Annotated in this window: 16 protein-coding genes and 1 pseudogene; 13 read left to right on the top strand and 4 right to left on the bottom strand. The window is 46.0% G+C overall.

Annotation, left to right across the window (positions count from 1 at the left end; translation table 11 throughout):
• Positions 1-199 precede the first annotated feature (199 nt).
• Positions 200-1,063 (bottom strand): AraC family transcriptional regulator, encoded by an 864-nt coding sequence (locus PCH02S_RS31180; protein ID WP_127457993.1) that lies wholly within the window; start codon positions 1,061-1,063, stop codon positions 200-202.
• 145 nt (positions 1,064-1,208) lie between these two features.
• Between PCH02S_RS31180 and melA the strand changes: the two genes are divergently transcribed.
• On the top strand, positions 1,209-2,507 hold the full coding sequence (gene melA / locus PCH02S_RS31175) for an alpha-glucosidase/alpha-galactosidase (protein WP_127457992.1): 1,299 nt from the start codon (positions 1,209-1,211) through the stop codon (positions 2,505-2,507).
• Positions 2,508-2,570: 63 nt separating this feature from the next.
• Here melA and PCH02S_RS31170 read toward each other — a convergent pair whose 3' ends face one another.
• Positions 2,571-2,888, bottom strand: a complete 318-nt coding sequence (locus PCH02S_RS31170; RefSeq protein WP_127457991.1) for a dehydrogenase — start codon at positions 2,886-2,888, stop codon at positions 2,571-2,573.
• A gap of 109 nt (positions 2,889-2,997) precedes the next feature.
• Positions 2,998-3,360: a cupredoxin domain-containing protein gene (locus PCH02S_RS31165; protein WP_407670149.1), complete on the bottom strand. Its 363-nt coding sequence runs from the start codon at positions 3,358-3,360 to the stop codon at positions 2,998-3,000.
• Positions 3,361-3,621: 261 nt separating this feature from the next.
• On the opposite strand from PCH02S_RS31165, the gene PCH02S_RS31160 reads away from it, so the two are divergent.
• The 6 genes from PCH02S_RS31160 (at position 3,622) to PCH02S_RS31135 (ending at position 9,506) form a co-directional block, all read left to right on the top strand.
• Positions 3,622-4,221: a DedA family protein gene (locus tag PCH02S_RS31160; RefSeq protein WP_127457989.1), complete on the top strand. Its 600-nt coding sequence runs from the start codon at positions 3,622-3,624 to the stop codon at positions 4,219-4,221.
• 112 nt (positions 4,222-4,333) lie between these two features.
• Positions 4,334-4,900, top strand: a complete 567-nt coding sequence (locus PCH02S_RS31155; RefSeq protein ID WP_127457988.1) for a thioredoxin family protein — start codon at positions 4,334-4,336, stop codon at positions 4,898-4,900.
• A 20-nt stretch (positions 4,901-4,920) separates the two neighbouring features.
• Positions 4,921-5,544, top strand: a complete 624-nt coding sequence (locus PCH02S_RS31150; protein ID WP_127457987.1) for an MBL fold metallo-hydrolase — start codon at positions 4,921-4,923, stop codon at positions 5,542-5,544.
• A 252-nt stretch (positions 5,545-5,796) separates the two neighbouring features.
• Positions 5,797-6,096, top strand: a complete 300-nt coding sequence (locus PCH02S_RS36165; RefSeq protein WP_174806846.1) for a hypothetical protein — start codon at positions 5,797-5,799, stop codon at positions 6,094-6,096.
• 234 nt (positions 6,097-6,330) lie between these two features.
• Positions 6,331-7,413 carry a Gfo/Idh/MocA family protein gene (locus tag PCH02S_RS31140; protein ID WP_127457986.1) on the top strand — a complete coding sequence of 361 codons (1,083 nt, stop codon included), beginning with the start codon at positions 6,331-6,333 and terminating at the stop codon, positions 7,411-7,413.
• A gap of 128 nt (positions 7,414-7,541) precedes the next feature.
• Complete coding sequence (locus PCH02S_RS31135) at positions 7,542-9,506, top strand: AraC family transcriptional regulator (protein ID WP_246069329.1); 1,965 nt, start codon at positions 7,542-7,544, stop codon at positions 9,504-9,506.
• A gap of 728 nt (positions 9,507-10,234) precedes the next feature.
• On the opposite strand, the gene PCH02S_RS31130 is transcribed toward PCH02S_RS31135, so the two are convergent.
• A complete protein-coding gene (locus tag PCH02S_RS31130; RefSeq protein WP_127457985.1) occupies positions 10,235-10,744 on the bottom strand; it encodes an RrF2 family transcriptional regulator in 510 nt (169 codons plus the stop codon).
• Between the two features lie 104 nt (positions 10,745-10,848).
• Between PCH02S_RS31130 and PCH02S_RS36565 the strand changes: the two are divergent.
• The 6 genes and pseudogenes from PCH02S_RS36565 to PCH02S_RS31110 form a co-directional block, all read left to right on the top strand.
• Positions 10,849-11,007 (top strand): annotated as a pseudogene (locus tag PCH02S_RS36565) (carboxymuconolactone decarboxylase family protein); the annotation flags it as partial.
• Positions 11,008-11,337: 330 nt separating this feature from the next.
• Positions 11,338-11,490, top strand: a complete 153-nt coding sequence (locus PCH02S_RS35985; protein ID WP_164819810.1) for a hypothetical protein — start codon at positions 11,338-11,340, stop codon at positions 11,488-11,490.
• A 158-nt stretch (positions 11,491-11,648) separates the two neighbouring features.
• The gene (locus PCH02S_RS31120) at positions 11,649-12,050 is read left to right on the top strand and encodes a cupredoxin domain-containing protein (RefSeq protein ID WP_127457984.1); all 402 of its coding nucleotides are present in this window, start codon (positions 11,649-11,651) and stop codon (positions 12,048-12,050) included.
• Positions 12,051-12,254: 204 nt separating this feature from the next.
• A complete protein-coding gene (locus PCH02S_RS31115) occupies positions 12,255-14,468 on the top strand; it encodes a heavy metal translocating P-type ATPase (protein WP_127457983.1) in 2,214 nt (737 codons plus the stop codon).
• Positions 14,469-14,755: 287 nt separating this feature from the next.
• A complete protein-coding gene (locus tag PCH02S_RS35980; protein WP_164819809.1) occupies positions 14,756-14,941 on the top strand; it encodes a hypothetical protein in 186 nt (61 codons plus the stop codon).
• Between the two features lie 8 nt (positions 14,942-14,949).
• The gene (locus tag PCH02S_RS31110; protein WP_246069328.1) at positions 14,950-17,286 is read left to right on the top strand and encodes a heavy metal translocating P-type ATPase; all 2,337 of its coding nucleotides are present in this window, start codon (positions 14,950-14,952) and stop codon (positions 17,284-17,286) included.
• Positions 17,287-17,387: the final 101 nt, after the last annotated feature.

The following is a 17,387-nucleotide window of genomic DNA, read 5'->3' as shown; positions in this document are numbered from 1 at the left end:
CCGCCACATCGGCCTGTCACGCTCTTGTCTCCACGCCGCTCCCGGCGTCGCTCTTGCGCCGCTATCGCTCTTGCACGACAGTCGCTCTCGCGCAGCCGCCGCCCTGGGCTGCCGCCGCCCAGCGCCGCCGCCCTGGGCTGCCGCCGCCCAGCGCCCCCGCGTTGCGCATCTCTCGCCCGCGCCTACGTACTCCCGCTCCCTAACCCCCCTTACCCGTCAGCACCTTCCGGTATACCGAAGGAGCACTGCCGCTCCATTTGTGAAACTGCTTGGAGAAATAAAGCGCATCGTTAAAGCCCACAGACGAGGCTACCTGGTCGATGGTCATGGACGTTTCCAAAAGCTGCTTGGCGCGTTCCATGCGGATTTTGAAGAGGTACTGCATGGGGGCGAGGCCTGTGGCTTGTTTGAACATTTTGCACAAGTAGGTTCGGTGATAGCCCAGTGTGCGGGCGAGCTGCTCGATGGAGACGACTTGGGTATACTGCAGCTCCAGATAGCGGACCGCCTGGCTGACTTGCCGCTGAATCTCCGTCTCGGTGGCTGGCTTGGCCTTCGCCTGATGAGCGCCCGCCCGGCCAAGCTCGCGAAGCAGCAGCCGCAGCCAGCCGGCCGCTTCCATATCCTCAAGCGCCGGGTACATCGACTGCTGAAAGCTGGAACGGATTCGGCGGTAGTAATGTCGCATGGAGCGGGGGACGCTTCCTGAGATAACGGCGTTTTGCGGGGAAGCGCCGATCTGGGAGAGCATCATGCCCGCAGCGTGACCCGTGAACGCGACCCATGAATAATGCCATGGATTCTCGGCATCCGCCGTATACCGAAACAGCTCCCCAGGGTAGATGATGAACGTGTCGCCTGCTGTGCAGTGGTAGGTGCGGTTGTGCATCTCGAAAGTGCCGTTACCGGAATGCACGGTGTGAACCAGATAGTAGTCGTGGACACCTGGCCCTGTATTGTGTAGGGCAATCGGCTTGCCTTCCCCGCTAAAAAGCACGGAAAGTTCGCTATTGCTCTCATGCGGATTAATGTTGACGGTAAAATAGGTATGTTCCGTACTCATATGAACCTCGTCATTTTTTATGTTAAGCGTACCTCAATAAACTACAAATGTCCATATTGGAGTTCGTTCAATCCATATGCTTCCAAAGCTTCCTGCGCTATAGTGAAGATATGAAAACGACAACCAATTTGGAGGGTATTCACACATGTCCAAAATTACTTTTCTAGGTGCCGGAAGTACGGTTTTTGCGAAAAACGTGCTTGGAGATTGCTTGATGACTCCCGCGCTGCAAGGCTTTGAAATCGCTCTCTTTGATATCGACCACGAACGTTTGCAAGACTCAGCGAACATGCTGAATAATATCAAAAAAACAAGCGGCAGTACGTCCGTCATTAAATCGTATACAGACCGCAAAGAGGCTTTAAAAGGTGCAAAATATGTCGTAAATGCCATTCAAGTAGGTGGCTATGATCCATGTACGATTACGGATTTTGAAATTCCGAAAAAGTATGGTTTGCGACAAACGATTGCAGATACAGTCGGAATTGGCGGTATTTTCAGAAATCTGCGGACGATTCCGGTTATGCTTGATTTTGCAGCGGATATTCGTGAAGTGTGCCCGGACGCCTTGTTCCTGAACTACACGAATCCAATGGCTGTTTTAACAAATGTAATGAACACATACGGCGGCGTACGTACTGTCGGCCTTTGTCACAGTGTACAGGCCTGTATTCCTGAGCTGTTCAAGAGCCTTGGCTTGGAAAAGGAAGGCGTCAAAGCCAAAATTGCGGGCATCAACCATATGGCTTGGCTGCTTGAGGTAACGAAGGACGGTGTCGATCTATACCCGGAAATCAAGAAACGGGCGATCGAGAAGCAAAAGGAAAAGCACAAGGATATGGTCCGTTTCGAAATGATGCTGAAGTTTGGCCATTACATTACGGAATCCTCCGAGCACAACGCGGAATACCATCCGTACTTCATCAAACGGAACTATCCGGAGCTGATCGACCGCTTCAATATTCCGCTTGACGAGTATCCGCGCCGCTGCGTTAACCAGATCAGCCGATGGAAACAAATGCGCGAGGATCTCGTGAACGATGCGAATTTGACGCATGAGCGTTCCCATGAGTATGCATCCTACATTTTCGAAGCCATTGAGACGGATGTTCCGTTCAAAATCGGCGGTAATGTGATGAATACCGGCTTAATTACGAATTTGCCGCGCGAAGCGTGCGTGGAAGTACCTTGCTTGGTTGACCGCAACGGGGTTACGCCGACTTACGTCGGGGATCTGCCGCCGCAGCTCGCTGCGCTCAATCGCACGAACATCAATACGCAGCTATTGACGATTGAAGCAGCCATTACGCGTAAGCGCGATCATATTTATCACGCAGCGATGCTTGATCCGCACACATCAGCTGAGTTGTCGATGGATGACATCGTCGCAATGTGCGATGAATTGATCGAAGCGCATGGCAGCTGGCTGCCTGAGTTCTCCTAAGAAGATCCATAAATAAAAAAGGCCATGGCGTATGTCTGACATACCCGTGGCCTTTTTTTCATTTTAACCGCCGAATGCATCGCGAAAAGCTTGGTTTAGAACCGCCAACTCAACCTTCCATATGGGAGCAATTTCAGGTCCTACGTTGATGTCAAACCAATCTGAGAGCGCTTTGCGGTTTGAGCCGTTCTCCACGATGAAGGGGAGATTAAGCATCACTTTTTTCACATACAACTCCTCAGCCTCTTTGATTTGCTCGGGGGAGAGCCATATTTTCAACCGCTTCACAGTCCGGTATAATTCCTTGCTGCAAGCCCTCCGAATGCTGCGGGCATTGGGGAATTGCTGTTTATGTTTTTCGCCTTGTTTGTTATTGATCATGACTGCATCCACACTCCTCTATGATATGTGTATGCATGGAATGGGCTTGGAGCCACTCGCGACAAAGAGCTAAGGAGCCCAAGTTGAGTGGCGCAGCCGTAAAAGTTCGTTAATCAACTACCAGGTAGCCGATCATAGGTCCGTTATGCGCGATATCGGCATGCGTCATACAAATAATGCGGTACGTACCTTCCTGATCGGCAGTGAAATGAACGATGGTCTCTTTTCCTTTTTTAACTTCACCGCTAATGTTAAGCCCTTCAATGAGAAAAGGGTGGCTTTCGCCGTTGACGCCGTAAATGCTGAGTTTGATTCGCTCCCCTTTTTGAATGACTACGGTGCCGGGATCCCAGCGGTAGACCTCAATCGTTTTGCCATCTTTGGTGGTCGATTTGAATTCTCCTACAACCATGTGAATGGTTCTTTCAGGTGCAGGCTCGGCCAATGTGGGGACGATTTTGCCACGATTCATGTAGAGGACGCCCGAGAGAAGCAGCAGCAAGATGAAGGCTGCCAGATAGAGGTGCTTGCGCTTAACAATCCATACTTGGGACATAGGGCCCGCCTCCTGTACAAATATACTTGTACATTTTATGCAAAGGCTTGTCAGCACATGAATATTCTTTCCTATTTTACCGGGCAATAAGTGGGTGAAACTGGTTGATGAGAGCCCGTCTGTGTTAGAATGGAAGGTAGAAATCGGATGGATTATAGAGGGAGAGAGGGTTCATGAATGGGTGAGTTGATTCACAATGTTTTGCTTTACTTGGAAGGGCTTGGGTATTGGGGGATTTTCCTCGGATTGATGCTGGAAGTGATTCCGAACGAGCTGCTTCTTGCCTATGCGGGCTACCTGGTATCCAAAGGTGAAATTAATTTCTATGGTGCCATAGTTTGCGCGGTGATTGGCGGGACACTAGCCCAAATCGTGCTTTATTGGATCGGACGCTACGGTGGCAGACCTTTCCTGGAGAAGTACGGCAAATACTTGCTGATCAGCAAGCATCATATCGATGTTGCTGAAGCGTGGTTCAACCGCTACGGTACGGGCATGATTTTCACAGCCAGATTCATTCCTATCGTCCGTCACGCGATTTCTCTTCCGGGTGGCATGGCCAAAATGCCGCTTGGCAAATTTACACTGTATACAGGTTTAGCACTAATTCCGTATTCCTTTCTCTATGTTTACTTGGGGATGAAGCTCAAAGACAATTGGGAAACGATTGATGAAATCGCAGGGCCGTACATTAAACCGTTAATTATTGCAGCGATTGTTTTAACACTCTTGTATGTGGGATACCAACTTTATTTGAAAAGAAAAGCGAAAGTTTAGTCATCTGGATTTGCGCATTCGATTCAATTTGTTACAATAATAAGGAAGAATTACGAAATGGCGGGACTTTGATCGACTTTCAAAGATCCCTATTTTAGGAGGATGGGTAGCGATGAGTACGAATCTTGCAAGCAAATTGCGCACAGGCTTGAAACCACAGCAATTCATTGACAGCATGGAGAAAAATCAAGAGAAATTTTTGGAGTATTACAACGGATTTGCATGGGACAATGAAGAGGATAAGGAATATTTCGATTCTCTAAATAACCGTGACGATCTGCGCTGTGTTATTATTGCTGCGGATTGGTGCGGCGATGTTGTTCGCAACGTACCTGTCGTGTTCAAAGCGCTGGAAAACAGCGGTGTGCCTGTAGAAGTGTTGATTATGGAACAAAACTACGATGTAATCGATCAGTTCCTGACAGGTGGCGGCCGTTCGATTCCAATCGTTGCGTTTACAGACACTGGCGGTTTTGTTCTTGGACATTGGGGCCCGCGCCCGAAAAAGGTTCAAGCGGTCATGACGCAGTTCAAAAAAGAAAATCCAGATCGCGAAGCGCCGGATTATAACGAGAAAATTCAAGTAGCCAGAGCCGAAATGGGCCGTCAATATGGCGAAGGTAACGGGTACCACGCTGTTATCGTGAAGGAACTTCGTGACTTAATCGAGTCGTTCTAAGCGAATTAAGGTGAGGGCATATGATTAACATAGATACATTTGTTTTAGGACCGGTTAGTACTAATGCATATTTATTATCGGATCCAGAGACGAAAAAGGGGATTATCATTGATCCAGGTATGAACCCGAAGTCGCTGATCAAAAAGATTGCAGATTTAGAAATTGAAGCGATTTTACTGACGCATGCGCATTTCGATCATATCGGCGGCGTTGATGAAATTCGCAAGCTGAAAAAGTGCCCCGTTTACATACACGATCTGGAGGCCGACTGGCTGACGAATCCGAAGAAAAACGGTTCAACCCGCTGGCCTGAGCTAGGCGTTCTTATCGAGACAGAGCCGGCTGAGTACGCGCTGGACGAAGGGCAAACGTTGGAGTTTCTGGGCATCAAGCTCAAAGTGTTCCATACGCCCGGCCATTCCCCGGGAAGCGTGAGCTTCCTACACGACAAACATTTGTTTAGCGGGGATGTTCTGTTTAAACTGTCGGTTGGCCGGACGGATCTGCCTGGCGGAGATAACAATGAACTGCTGGATTCTATCCAGGATAAGCTCTTCCTCCTTGAAGACGATACGATCGTCTATCCGGGGCATGGCGGTAAAACAACGATTGGCTTCGAAAAAGATAATAATCCATATGTGTAGAAGAAACAGCGAGTCGGGAATGAGTTCCTGACCGCTGTTTTTTTGTCCTACCTCCGCGTATTTCCCAGGTACAAGCGGGCTGATGCAGGAGGCTCGTTCGCCCATGATACGTAACCATTTTTGGGTGATCTGGGTGTTTACCGTGTTCGTGGTAGGTGCTCCCCCATAGACTGATGTTGTAAGCTATTCACCCAACCCTAACGATAACAACCTAATGTTAAAGCTTCAATATTCTAAGGAGGTGCTCCATCCATGGAGTTTGTAAAACCAACGTATCCAATTGCACCGATGCCAGCTCCGATGCCAATGCCAGCCCCAATGCCTATGCCAATGCCAGTCGTACCAGCACCGGCGCCTATTATGCACCACAAACCAGTTCACAATGACATCCACCTGCACGCTTCGTACCAACAAACTTCGTTTGTATTCCCAAAACCGGTTGCCGCAGCGCCAGTAGCCAAAGTTTGCGCATACCCTAACAACAACGTAGGCAGCATTCTTGTTCTGTTCATTTTGCTTGTCATTATCACTCGTTGTATTTGTAAATTTTAATTACGAGTAGTTCACTAGTTCACTCAGCCCACGGCAGGAGAAGCCTGCGTGGGTTATTTTTTATACTAGAATAGTACTAGCTGTGTTCTCGGAAGGTTATTCAGGGATGAACCGCAAAGTAGTATCATTTTTTCACAACATAGAGTCACATTTCATCCCCCCATCTTGTTAAGCTTAGAGGGTCAACAAGAAACAATGCAGCGATAATTCATAGATGATAGGGGACTATATACGATGCAAAAAAGCGATGGCATGAATTACGCACCAGTCGGTACATTTAACTCCGTTTGTCAACCTGGCGAATTTATATTTGCAGCAGCAGCACTGGATCACGGTCATATCTACGGGATGTGCAACGGGCTTCGCGAAGCGGGGGGCGAGTTGAAATGGGTTTATGACCCGGATCCTAAGAAAGTAGATACATTTGTAAGCAAATTCCCGGGTGTTCGGGTTGCGAGCTCCTTGGAGGAGATTCTTCAAGATAGCGAAGTCAAGCTGGTTGCCGCAGCGGCGATTCCTAGTGATCGCGGACCGCTTGGTCTGAAGGTCATGGACAGCGGCAAAGATTATTTTACAGACAAAGCGCCTTTCACAACATTGGAGCAATTGGAAGCGGCACGCGAGAAAGTTGCAGAGACGAAGCAAAAGTATGCCGTTTACTACAGCGAGCGTCTTCATTCAGAAAGCTCCATCTTTGCGGAGCAGCTTATCAAGCAGGGCGCAATCGGACGTGTGCTGCAGGTTATCGGTCTTGGACCGCACCGCATCAACTTGTCGAGCAGACCGGACTGGTTCTTCGAGAAAGAGAAGTTTGGCGGAATTTTGTGCGACATCGGCAGCCATCAAATTGAACAATTCCTTCAGTTCACAGGCGCGAAGGATGCCAAGGTCGTACATAGTAAAATCGCGAACTATAACTACCCGCAGTATCCGACGTTTGAAGATTTCGGCGACGCGACATTGGTTGGAGATAATGGAGCTACAGGTTATTTCCGGGTAGACTGGTTTACACCGGATGGCTTAAGCACGTGGGGCGATGGCCGCATGACGATCCTGGGCACAGAAGGTTATATCGAGCTTCGTAAATATGTGGATATTGCGAGAGAGCAGACAAGCAATCATGTGTACCTTGTGAACAAGGATGGCGAGCAGCATTTTGCTGTGAATGGCCAGGTTGGCTACCCTTACTTCGGCCAGCTGATCCTGGATTGCTTGAACCGTACAGAAAATGCGATGACACAGGAGCATGCTTTCAAAGCGGCGGAGCTGTGCTTGATTGCGCAACGCGATGCAATGAGAATTACATCGGAAAAGTAGTAGCTGCTGTCATGCAGCATACAGGAGTGAGCTGACCTCTACGGAGGTTGGCTTTTTTTCGTTTAAGTGTCATTGTCGCTCTGTTGCTGGCTACTTTATAATAGGAGGAAAGACAAGGGGGGATGAACATGGCAGGGGACATGCAACTAGAAGATCAGCTCCATTTATGGTACCAGGCTGCAGTCAAAATTATGGACGTTCGGCACGTGAAAATGACGTCCGGCGAATCGCTGAGCGCCTACCGACTTCCGTCGAATGCCTTTATCTTTGCCTTGCAAGGCGGTGCGAGCATTGCGCTTGATGACCGTGACTATGCCGTTCAAAAATTCCATCTTCTGCACGGCGGGAAAGGAAGCTACTTGGATATCAAGCTCACGGAGGATATTTTTGAGTATTACCTCGTGCTGTACAAAGCTAGCATTCCGCTTCCTACGATGAGAGATAAGCTGAAATACATAGATAAAAGCAATTCATTCTATATGCAGTACAGTTTCTTGCCGAGGCTGCCCATGCTGCTGTATCAGATCCTGGAGCAGCTTGAGCGGGAGTGGAACAGTGCCAGTCAGTTAGCGAAATTGCATGCCAAATCGTTGCTGTACAGTTTCATCTACGAGCTGATGCAGCAGCTTCAAGACCAAAACGTGACGATGGTTCCAGGGGAGCCGGTCGCGCAAGCGATCCGTTTCATGCATGAGCATTACGCAGAATCGATTACGCTGGAGCGGTTAGCGGAAGTGTTGGATTGCAGCCCAAGGCAAGTGACGCGGATGTTCAAAAATCAGACGAGCGCCAGCCCGATTGACTACCTGATTCGTTATCGCATGGAAAAAGCCAAGAAACTTCTGCTGGATACAGATGCTACGCTTCAGCAAATTGCTGCTGGGGTAGGTTATCAGGATGTTTATTTTTTCAGCCGTACCTTCAAAAAGCATACAGGCATCGCACCGGTTCATTTTAAGGAAAATTACCAAACGTCCCTTCACAGTCTCTATAATCCATTTAGGATGTCTATATCTTCCATTGCATTGCGCAAGCGGGGAGGGCATACTTATTATGAGGATAATAATCATTCTCAATATAGAGATGAAGGGGTATTACCAATGTACAGAAGTTCCAAGCCGTCAATTGCTTTAGTTTTATTGCTCAGCCTGACCTTGTTCGTAACGGCATGCGCAAGTTCATCAAGCCCGGCAGGGGATAAGGGGAAAGCGCAGGCCTCGACGGGCAGCTCCAATGAGCAAGCCGCAAGCGAACGGGTTTTAAAAGATGCTTTAGGACATGAAGTGAAGGTTCCAGCTAATCCGCAGCGTGTTATCGCTTCATATTTAGAGGATCACTTGGTAGCTCTAGGCGTTAAGCCTGTTGCGCAATGGTCCATTAATAAAGGGACTACGACCGTACAAAACTATTTGCAAAAAGATCTGAACGGCATTCCAACGATTCCTTTTGATCTTCCTTTTGAAGCTGTGATGAGCTTTAAACCGGATCTCATCATTATGGACAGTGCGGAAACTGTTGCAGGTGATAAATATGATCAGTACTCGAAAATTGCTCCAACCTACACGGTAGGGGGCGAGAAAAACAATGATTGGCGCCAAGAGCTGCTAACTATTGGTGAAGTTTTGAACAAGAGCAAGGAAGCTAAGCAAGCCTTGGAAACCTACGACAACAAAGCGAAGGATGCGAAAGAAAAGCTGCAAAAAGCGATTGGCACACAAAAGGCCGCGGCGCTTTGGGTGACGGCTAAGGCTGTATATGTGGTAAGCGAGAAGTTATCGAGCGGTGATGTGTTGTACAAAGATTTGGGACTTAACGTCCCAAGCGTGGTCCAAGAAGCCTCCAAAACAGGAACAGCTAACTGGCTCTCCCTGTCCATGGAGAAGCTCGCTACGTTGGATGCTGACTATTTGTTCATTGTGAACAGCAAAGGCGTGAGCAAAGAAGAAATTCTTAAAGACCCTGTATGGGCAGGGATTCCCGCTGTGAAAAAAGGCCAAGTGTATGACTTTGACAATAACTCCAGCTGGTTATACTCCGGTACAATTGCGAATAGCCAAATGATTGATGATGTTCTGAAAAGTGTTGTGAAGTAAGGAAAGAAGGTTCTTGGGATGGCAGATGCCGACTCAGGGCTTTTTTTTTGTTGTGGAGGCACAGTTTACAAAATCACAATATCTAATTAACATTCACAAAGTTGTAGGGCTACGTTGCATTACATACAACGTAATGGTGTGGTCAGACCGCGATTGCGGTCTTTCGTTGCACATCATACAACCATTTGTTGCAAAAGGTGAATTGTGAGCGCTTTAAATGCAACAATCGTTGTATTATGTACAATATAGAGGCGAGGTGAGGCCCCATTACGGCCAAATGGTTGCACAAAATACAACATAGCTGTCACAGTCGCTGTTATCGCTCCAGCGGTTCCTCCCTGAGGGGAACTACAGGGCCCTATTTCATCGAAATAGGCTCCTCTTCACATGGAGGAGAACTGACGTCCTCTATTTGTCCGTTTTCTTAAAGAAATCGGGATTACCTCTCCTATGAGGATGCCCCCTCCGCCAAATGTCTCAGTAACGCTGAGTTTTTAGCGGCGTCGGGTGTTCTCCGCCGCCCAAATTCGCTCCCTTGCTTCGCATCTACCTTGACAAACTTGCTCGTCCTAAAAGGACGACGAAGTCGGTTATCTTTGTTTATATTTTCTACTGATTTTAGCAGGCGACTATTATTTCTACAACAAAATAACGTTAAGAAATTGTTAAGGAGAGGGGGGTGGTCAATTCTTGTTCAGTATAAAAAAACACCTAACTTCAGGAAGAGGTCAGGTGTCTTGCTTGCTAGTAGCAAAATATTCACGAGTTTGTTTGCGAGATTGAGGGGTTAACACACGATCAAGCTCCTCATTTAGCCAAGTAAGCGATTTGTTGCGCAGAACATTGCGCATACTATCCTCAGCTTCAAGCATCGCCATGTTAATCGTACAGGGAGTAGCTTTGGTACATGCTGCAACCTCTTCGTCTTTCGTACATAAGTAACTATTATCTTTAATGTTTTTGCATTGGAAAATAGGCGCTGCCCCTTCGACTGCTTCGACTACATCCCAGAACGAGATATCCGAAGGATGCTTGGCTAATTTATAGCCGCCTTTAACTCCAGGAACAGAGCTTACGATACCAGCCTTGGTTAATTTGCTGAAAATCTTCGAAAGATAGGTCTCGGAAATACCTTGAAAAGCGGAAAGTTCTTTAATCCCAATCGTAGAATCAGGAGGAATATCGATTAAATATACTAAGCAATGCAGTCCATATTCAACGCCAATACTATACTGCATGCAAACACCTGCTTTCAGATATAAAAAAGTTATTATACATCATCTTAGGTGGATTTAGGAACCTTGTCAAATAAGGAGAGGTGCGCGGTTGACAGCCTTAAAAGACCGAAGCTGTGACCAGAATTTCGAATGCCGGCGTGCCGGAAGATTTGTATGACCAAGTTCGGAGACATTTCGATGTGGAACAATTCGTTGATTTAATTATGGCGATTAATGCCATTAATAGTTGGAATCGCATGGCGATTTCAACAGGCATGTTACCTGGAGATTATCAGCCTCCTTTTGACGTGAAAATGAAAAAAAGGGTGTCCAAAGCCAATTGCTTGGCTATCGGATACCCTTTTTATTTATGGATAGGCGTCTGGTCGCTATATCAGTATAAAGGAATTACATACAATTTCCTTGTCAGGGAAAAATACGACTAATCGTTCTAGGGAGGATGTCGGATCAAAGCGACAAATCCTCGCCTATGGGAAACATTAGCTTGGGAAACGACGTATCCGAAAATTAAAATAGAGCCTCACATTACAGTGAACGTAAGAAATCGTGGTTTGTTGAATTAGAAAGGTTTGATGGGAGGCATGATGGGGGCAATGCTGGGTGTTATGGTGATTTCGGATTATCCGGCACTTTCCATCGTTTTCATGGATGTTGTCTTAGCGGTTTCGATGTTGCTGCTATATAAGTTGTTAGATGCCGAAGAAAATCTTCCTATGGATACTTCCGTTTCTCAGTTAGAGGCGTAGCTGTAGAGGTAAGTTCATTGGATTGAAACTAATTTTTCATCAATCATTCATATTATTAGCACAAAGGACACAATCTAATGACATGTTCAGGTGTATAATCAACCTTGCCGGATTCACTGGCTAGGTTGTTTTTTTATGATTCGAAAGGGGGGACTAGCTTGAAAAGTCGTTTAACGAAATTCTCAAGATTTGGTCTTATTTCGGGAGTTCTTATGATTTGTCTTTTTATTTTTGCTTTATTTTATTTTCAGCAGCCGGAGTCATCTGCCGAAGAGTCCACGGTTACGCAACAAGACGGATTTCAAGTTGTTACGATAAATGTGAAAGATGACGGTTTTTATCCTAACAATATCGAGATTCAGGCAGGTGTGCCGACAAAGCTAAATTTTAAAAAACTAAGCCGCTTGACTTGTATCAAAAGTGTAGCATCTCCTGAATTAGGAATGGATGTCTATTTGGAAAAAGGGGATAATTTCTTTACATTAAAAGATTTAAAACCCGGAACCTATAAATTTCACTGCGGTATGTATATGTACTATGGAACAATAACGGTGAGATAATGGAACAATTGAAATCTCCATCTATAAATGGCGAATAAAAGATCATTTCAACCTTTTTAGGGATGAAACGATCTTTTTCTTTGTCCATTCTGTGATCGTTAAACCGTACCTCGATATGAAAAGTTTCAGCGAATCTAGCATGATTTTGGATCACACCCCATATAGTTGCAAGTAAGTGAGCAATTGATACCGGAGGTGCAGAGCTTGAACGAACAAGTAACGTTTCAGAAAATAAACCTGCAAATAGAGGGCATGACATGTGCAGCCTGCTCTGCGCGAATTGAGAAAGTGATCGGCAAAATGGCAGGCGTTCATGAAATTGCTGTGAATTTACCAATGGGAAGTGCAGCATTAGTGCTGGATGCAGGCACAGAGTTGAAAGGGGAAATTATTGAACGTATTGAGAAACTGGGATACTCGGCTAGAAGCTTTGAAGAAGTGAGTGATTCTCAGCAAGCGATATTTGGATTGGGAGCAAAACTAGTGATCTCGGCGTTATTAACACTTCCTCTTTTGTGGGCAATGGTTCGTCATTATACCATGACATCGAGCCTATGGATTCCTGATCTATTTTTGGAACCATGGTTCCAGTGGCTGCTTGCTACGCCGGTTCAATTTGCAATAGGTGCTCCATTTTATTTTAACGCGTGGAAGGCTATAAAAAACAAAAGTGCGAATATGGATGTTCTTATCGTACTTAGTACGACTTGCGCTTACTTGTATAGTCATTACATGACGATACATATGCTTCGTTCGGGAGGAGCTGACCCGCATGCAGTCTATTTTGAGACAAGCGCCATGATTATTACCGCAGTGCTGCTTGGTAAGTGGCTGGAAGCTTCTGCGAAAGAAAGAAGTATGAAAACTATTCATCGACTGCGCCACTTAAGCCCGCAAACAGTCACAATCATCAGAAATGAGATGCAGTCCGAAGTCATATCGATAAAAGACGTCAAAATTGGGGATATGCTCCTCATCCTGCCAGGTGAAGTTGTTCCTGCGGATGGACGAGTTATTCGTGGCCGATCAGCTGTTGATGAAGCATTCATTACGGGGGAATCCGTACCTGTGGAGAAACGTCAATACGATCGCCTGATAGGCGGATCTGTTATTAGAGATGAAGCCATTACGATGGAAGTGACTGCTCTTGGATCTCAAACAGCGCTCGGCAAGATGATCCATTTGATGGAGGAAGCCCAAGGCTCGAAGGCTGAGATCGGACGTTATGTAGATCGAATTGCCGCTGTGTTCGTTCCTGCTGTTTTGGTGCTTGCCTTGCTGACATTGTGTATTTGGTCTTTATGGCTTACTCCAGGGGATTTCACAGGGGCGCTATTCAAAGCGATAGCTGTGCTTGTCATTGCGTGTCCTTGCGCTTTAGGATTGGCGACGCCAACTTCGATACTGGTGGGCACAAGCCGTGCTCTGGAGTCAGGCATTTTATTTAAAGAAGGCAAGTATGTGGAACAATTGCAGCAGATCGACATCATTTTAATGGATAAAACAGGAACGCTTACCCATGGAACCCCCCGTGTGACAGACGTCATTACGGACCCGGGTCAGGAGCATCGCCTGCTTCGCATGCTTGCTGCTGCTGAGAATGGCATCGAACATCCATATGCGAAAGCCATTATGAAGGAAGCCGTTCGGCGCGGACTTCAGGTTAAAGAGACAACCTCCTCACAAGCTATAACAGGCCTGGGTGTGAAGGCGCGAGTAGATGAACATGAGATTCTAATCGGTTCCAGAGCTTTTATGAATCAGGCTGAGATTTCCATCGAGAGGTTTGCGCCTGTAACAGAACAGTTGGAGAGGGAAGGCAAGACGATGTTATTTGCAGCTGTGGACGGTGTGCCTGCAGGTGTAATCGCACTCATGGATACATTAAAAGCATCTACACCTCAGGCTCTACGAAGGTTGAAAAAAATGGGAATCATTGTGGTTATGGTAACCGGCGATCACCGTAAAACAGCTAAAGCGATAGCTGAAAGAGCAGGCATAACAACAATCTATTCGGAAATGCTGCCTCAGGATAAGGTTCATTTGGTCAGAACACTGCAGCAAAAAGGGAAGCGTGTTGCTATGGTCGGGGATGGCGTGAATGATGCTCCTGCCTTAGCAGCTGCGGATATTGGTATTGCTGTAGGTACCGGTTCAGAGATCGCCAAGGACGCAGCGGATGTCAATTTGCTTCATAGCGATTTGGGAGGCGTTGCGGATGCCGTGGTGATGAGCCGTAAGACCATGCGCAATATTCGTCAAAACTTAATTTTTGCATTAATGTACAATGTCTTGGCTATACCGCTTGCGTTCATGGGGCTGTTGACACCATGGATCGCTGGAACAGCTATGGCGCTAAGTTCTGTATCTGTCGTTACAAATGCGAGCAGACTGCAGAAAGCATCTTGGCGAAATTAATATGTTTTATAGTTCTTGCGAGGCATGTTGAAAAGGGAATTCCATCACGGAACCCCTTTTTTTTATTTTCCTTTTAAAGTCATTTCGTTGGGTTATTGACGATTGACATAATAAGGAGATCGACATAATATAAAGTTAATACATGAACATATAATCATATATTAGCGGGTATTAAGGAGTCTGATCTCTAATGTCTTCACATTCATCTTGTTGCAACAACGGAGGTAATAAAAAGGACCTGCATCATAATCAGGGACGCGAAGGTGCGCAAAATCAGGACAACAAGCATGTTCATGATCATACACACGATCACACACATGATCACGCTCACGATCACACACATGATCACGATCATGCTCACGATCACACACACGATCACACACATGATCACGCTCACGATCATGCACACGATCACACACACGATCATGCTCACGATCACCACCATGGTGATTCCTGCTGTGGCAGCTCATTAGGTGATACGGTGAATCGAACAATTACACTTGAAGGTATGCATTGTGCGGATTGTGCAGTGAAGCTGGAGAGATCTGTATCTCGCTTAGAAGGGGTAAATCAGGTTTCCGTTAACTTTGCTACTGCCAAGATGAGTCTTGCTTATACAGAACCGATCGTTAATTTTGAGATTATAAAGAAACAGATTAATAATTTGGGATATGGGATTCAACAACAATCATCGGAGAATCGAGTTTCCGTCTTTCGAATAGATGGGATGGATTGTGCAGACTGCGCGCAAAAACTGGAGAAGAGAGTCGGCTCACTTACAGCTGTGAACCAGGTAACAGTTAACTATGGGGCTGCTAAGATGACTGTTGATCATAATGGAACAGCCGATCAAAGCATTCTGCAAACGGTAAAGCAGGCAGGGTATACGGCCACGTTAGATACGGGGAATATAACTCGATCAACTGCCGAAGCCAGCTTCTGGAGACGGAATAATAAAGTTCTTCCTACATTTTTATCAGGGCTATTATTTGCATTAGCATGGGTTCTAACAGTTGGTGATCTCGTAAATCAGGTCTTCTCAACGATATTGTATGCCGCTGCTATTGTTGTTGGTGGATTTCGGATTGCCAGGACAGGATTTTATGGTTTGAAGTCCCGTATAATTGGGATGGATCTACTCATGACTGTCGCAGCTGTGGGTGCTGCACTTATCGGGCAATGGGAGGAAGGTGCAGCGGTTGTATTTTTATTCTCATTGGGTGAAACCTTAGAAGCTTATACGATGGATCGGACTAGGAAATCAATCCGTGGGCTGATGGAATTCTCTCCAAAAGAAGCCTTAGTTCGTAGAGATGGCCGCGAGTCTATGATTGCCATTGAAGATATTCAAATTGGCGATACCGTTATCATCAAACCTGGTGAGAAAATAGCGATGGACGGCGTCATTCTCAAAGGTCATTCAACGATAAATCAAGCCCCGATTACTGGGGAATCGATTCCTGTTGAGAAATCAAGAGGCGATGAAGTATTTGCAGGGACAATTAACCAACAGGGTGCACTAGAGGTTGAAGTAACGAAACTGTCTAAAGATAATACCTTATCTCGCATTATTAGTATGGTTGAAGATGCCCAAGCTCAAAAAGCTCCTTCTCAACGTTTTGTTGATGTTTTTTCTAAATATTATACGCCTGCGGTGTTAATTATTGCTGTGGGATTAGCCATTATTCCTCCTGTATTTTTTGGTCAGCCTTTTCAAATGTGGATTTATCGCTCACTCATGATGTTGGTCGTATCCTGTCCGTGTGCATTGGTGATTTCAACACCGGTTTCAATCGTGTCTGCAATAGGAAACGCGGCGAGAAATGGCATTCTTATTAAAGGCGGGGCACATCTAGAAAGATTAGGTGCAGTTTCGGTTGTTGCCTTTGATAAAACAGGGACATTAACCGCAGGGATGCCACAAGTAACGGTTGTCATTGCCTTGGATGGACGAAAAGAGGAAGAAGTCTTATCTATTGCAGCTGGAATTGAATCTTCATCGGAGCACCCTGTTGCAGAGGCAATTGTTCGGTTCGCAGAACAAAAGGGTATTCGGTTGAAGGAAATTTCATCGTTTAGTTCTGTCACTGGTCAAGGTGTCAAGGCTACAATTCAAGGTGAGGAATATTTCATCGGCAGTCCAAAATGGTTTATTCACGATTTAAATGTTTCCCTTGAAGAGATAAAGGCAAAAATTCAAGAATTAGAGCAACAAGCGCAAACGGTTATGGTCATGGGTACCAGTGAGCAAGTCATTGCCATTTTTGCTGTAGCGGACGAGGTTCGGGCAAATAGCAAATCTACACTTGAACAGTTAAAACGTATAGGAATTAAGAAGACAGTCATGTTGACAGGAGACAATCGAGGAACAGCTCAAGCTGTAGCCGCTAAGCTCGGAGATATCGAGTATTACGCTGAGTTGCTTCCACAAGATAAGGTTGCTTCTATGAAAAAATTAATGGCGGAATATGGTCATGTTGCCATGATTGGTGACGGAGTGAACGACGCTCCTGCCTTAGCTACAGCTACTGTCGGTATTGCGATGGGAGCAGCAGGTACAGATACTGCCTTAGAAACGGCAGACGTGGCTTTAATGGCAGATGATCTATCCAAGCTACCTTATGCAATCAGTTTAAGTCGGAGAGCATTGAAAATTATAAAACAGAACATTGCTTTCTCTTTGTTAGTAAAAGTTGTGTTTCTTGTTATGATTTTTATGGGAACATCAACTCTTTGGATGGCTGTATTAGCGGATACGGGAAGCTCACTCATCGTAATCGCGAACGGAATGAGACTGCTTCGAAAAAAATCGGATTAACCTTGAAGTATTATAAAAGCATACCAATAAAAAATGTTCTAGGCATTTAATTGCCTGGAACATTTTTTTATTAAAAAAGAAACGCCTAGCTCATAAGCCAG

The organism is Paenibacillus chondroitinus NBRC 15376, assembly GCF_004000765.1.
GTDB lineage: Bacteria > Bacillota > Bacilli > Paenibacillales > NBRC-103111 > Paenibacillus_E > Paenibacillus_E chondroitinus.
Note: the sequence above shows the minus strand (reverse complement) of the source record. Positions and strands in the feature narration are given on the sequence as shown.

What these genes read in the sequence shown, in the direction of transcription:
- PCH02S_RS31180 (WP_127457993.1), bottom strand. Translation starts at nt 1,063, where the DNA reads ATGAGTACGGAACATACCTATTTTACCGTCAACATTAATCCGCATGAG.
- melA (WP_127457992.1), top strand. Translation starts at nt 1,209, where the DNA reads ATGTCCAAAATTACTTTTCTAGGTGCCGGAAGTACGGTTTTTGCGAAA.
- PCH02S_RS31170 (WP_127457991.1), bottom strand. Translation starts at nt 2,888, where the DNA reads ATGATCAATAACAAACAAGGCGAAAAACATAAACAGCAATTCCCCAAT.
- PCH02S_RS31165 (WP_407670149.1), bottom strand. Translation starts at nt 3,360, where the DNA reads ATGAATCGTGGCAAAATCGTCCCCACATTGGCCGAGCCTGCACCTGAA.
- PCH02S_RS31160 (WP_127457989.1), top strand. Translation starts at nt 3,622, where the DNA reads ATGGGTGAGTTGATTCACAATGTTTTGCTTTACTTGGAAGGGCTTGGG.
- PCH02S_RS31155 (WP_127457988.1), top strand. Translation starts at nt 4,334, where the DNA reads ATGAGTACGAATCTTGCAAGCAAATTGCGCACAGGCTTGAAACCACAG.
- PCH02S_RS31150 (WP_127457987.1), top strand. Translation starts at nt 4,921, where the DNA reads ATGATTAACATAGATACATTTGTTTTAGGACCGGTTAGTACTAATGCA.
- PCH02S_RS36165 (WP_174806846.1), top strand. Translation starts at nt 5,797, where the DNA reads ATGGAGTTTGTAAAACCAACGTATCCAATTGCACCGATGCCAGCTCCG.
- PCH02S_RS31140 (WP_127457986.1), top strand. Translation starts at nt 6,331, where the DNA reads ATGCAAAAAAGCGATGGCATGAATTACGCACCAGTCGGTACATTTAAC.
- PCH02S_RS31135 (WP_246069329.1), top strand. Translation starts at nt 7,542, where the DNA reads ATGGCAGGGGACATGCAACTAGAAGATCAGCTCCATTTATGGTACCAG.
- PCH02S_RS31130 (WP_127457985.1), bottom strand. Translation starts at nt 10,744, where the DNA reads ATGCAGTATAGTATTGGCGTTGAATATGGACTGCATTGCTTAGTATAT.
- PCH02S_RS35985 (WP_164819810.1), top strand. Translation starts at nt 11,338, where the DNA reads ATGCTGGGTGTTATGGTGATTTCGGATTATCCGGCACTTTCCATCGTT.
- PCH02S_RS35980 (WP_164819809.1), top strand. Translation starts at nt 14,756, where the DNA reads ATGTTCATGATCATACACACGATCACACACATGATCACGCTCACGATC.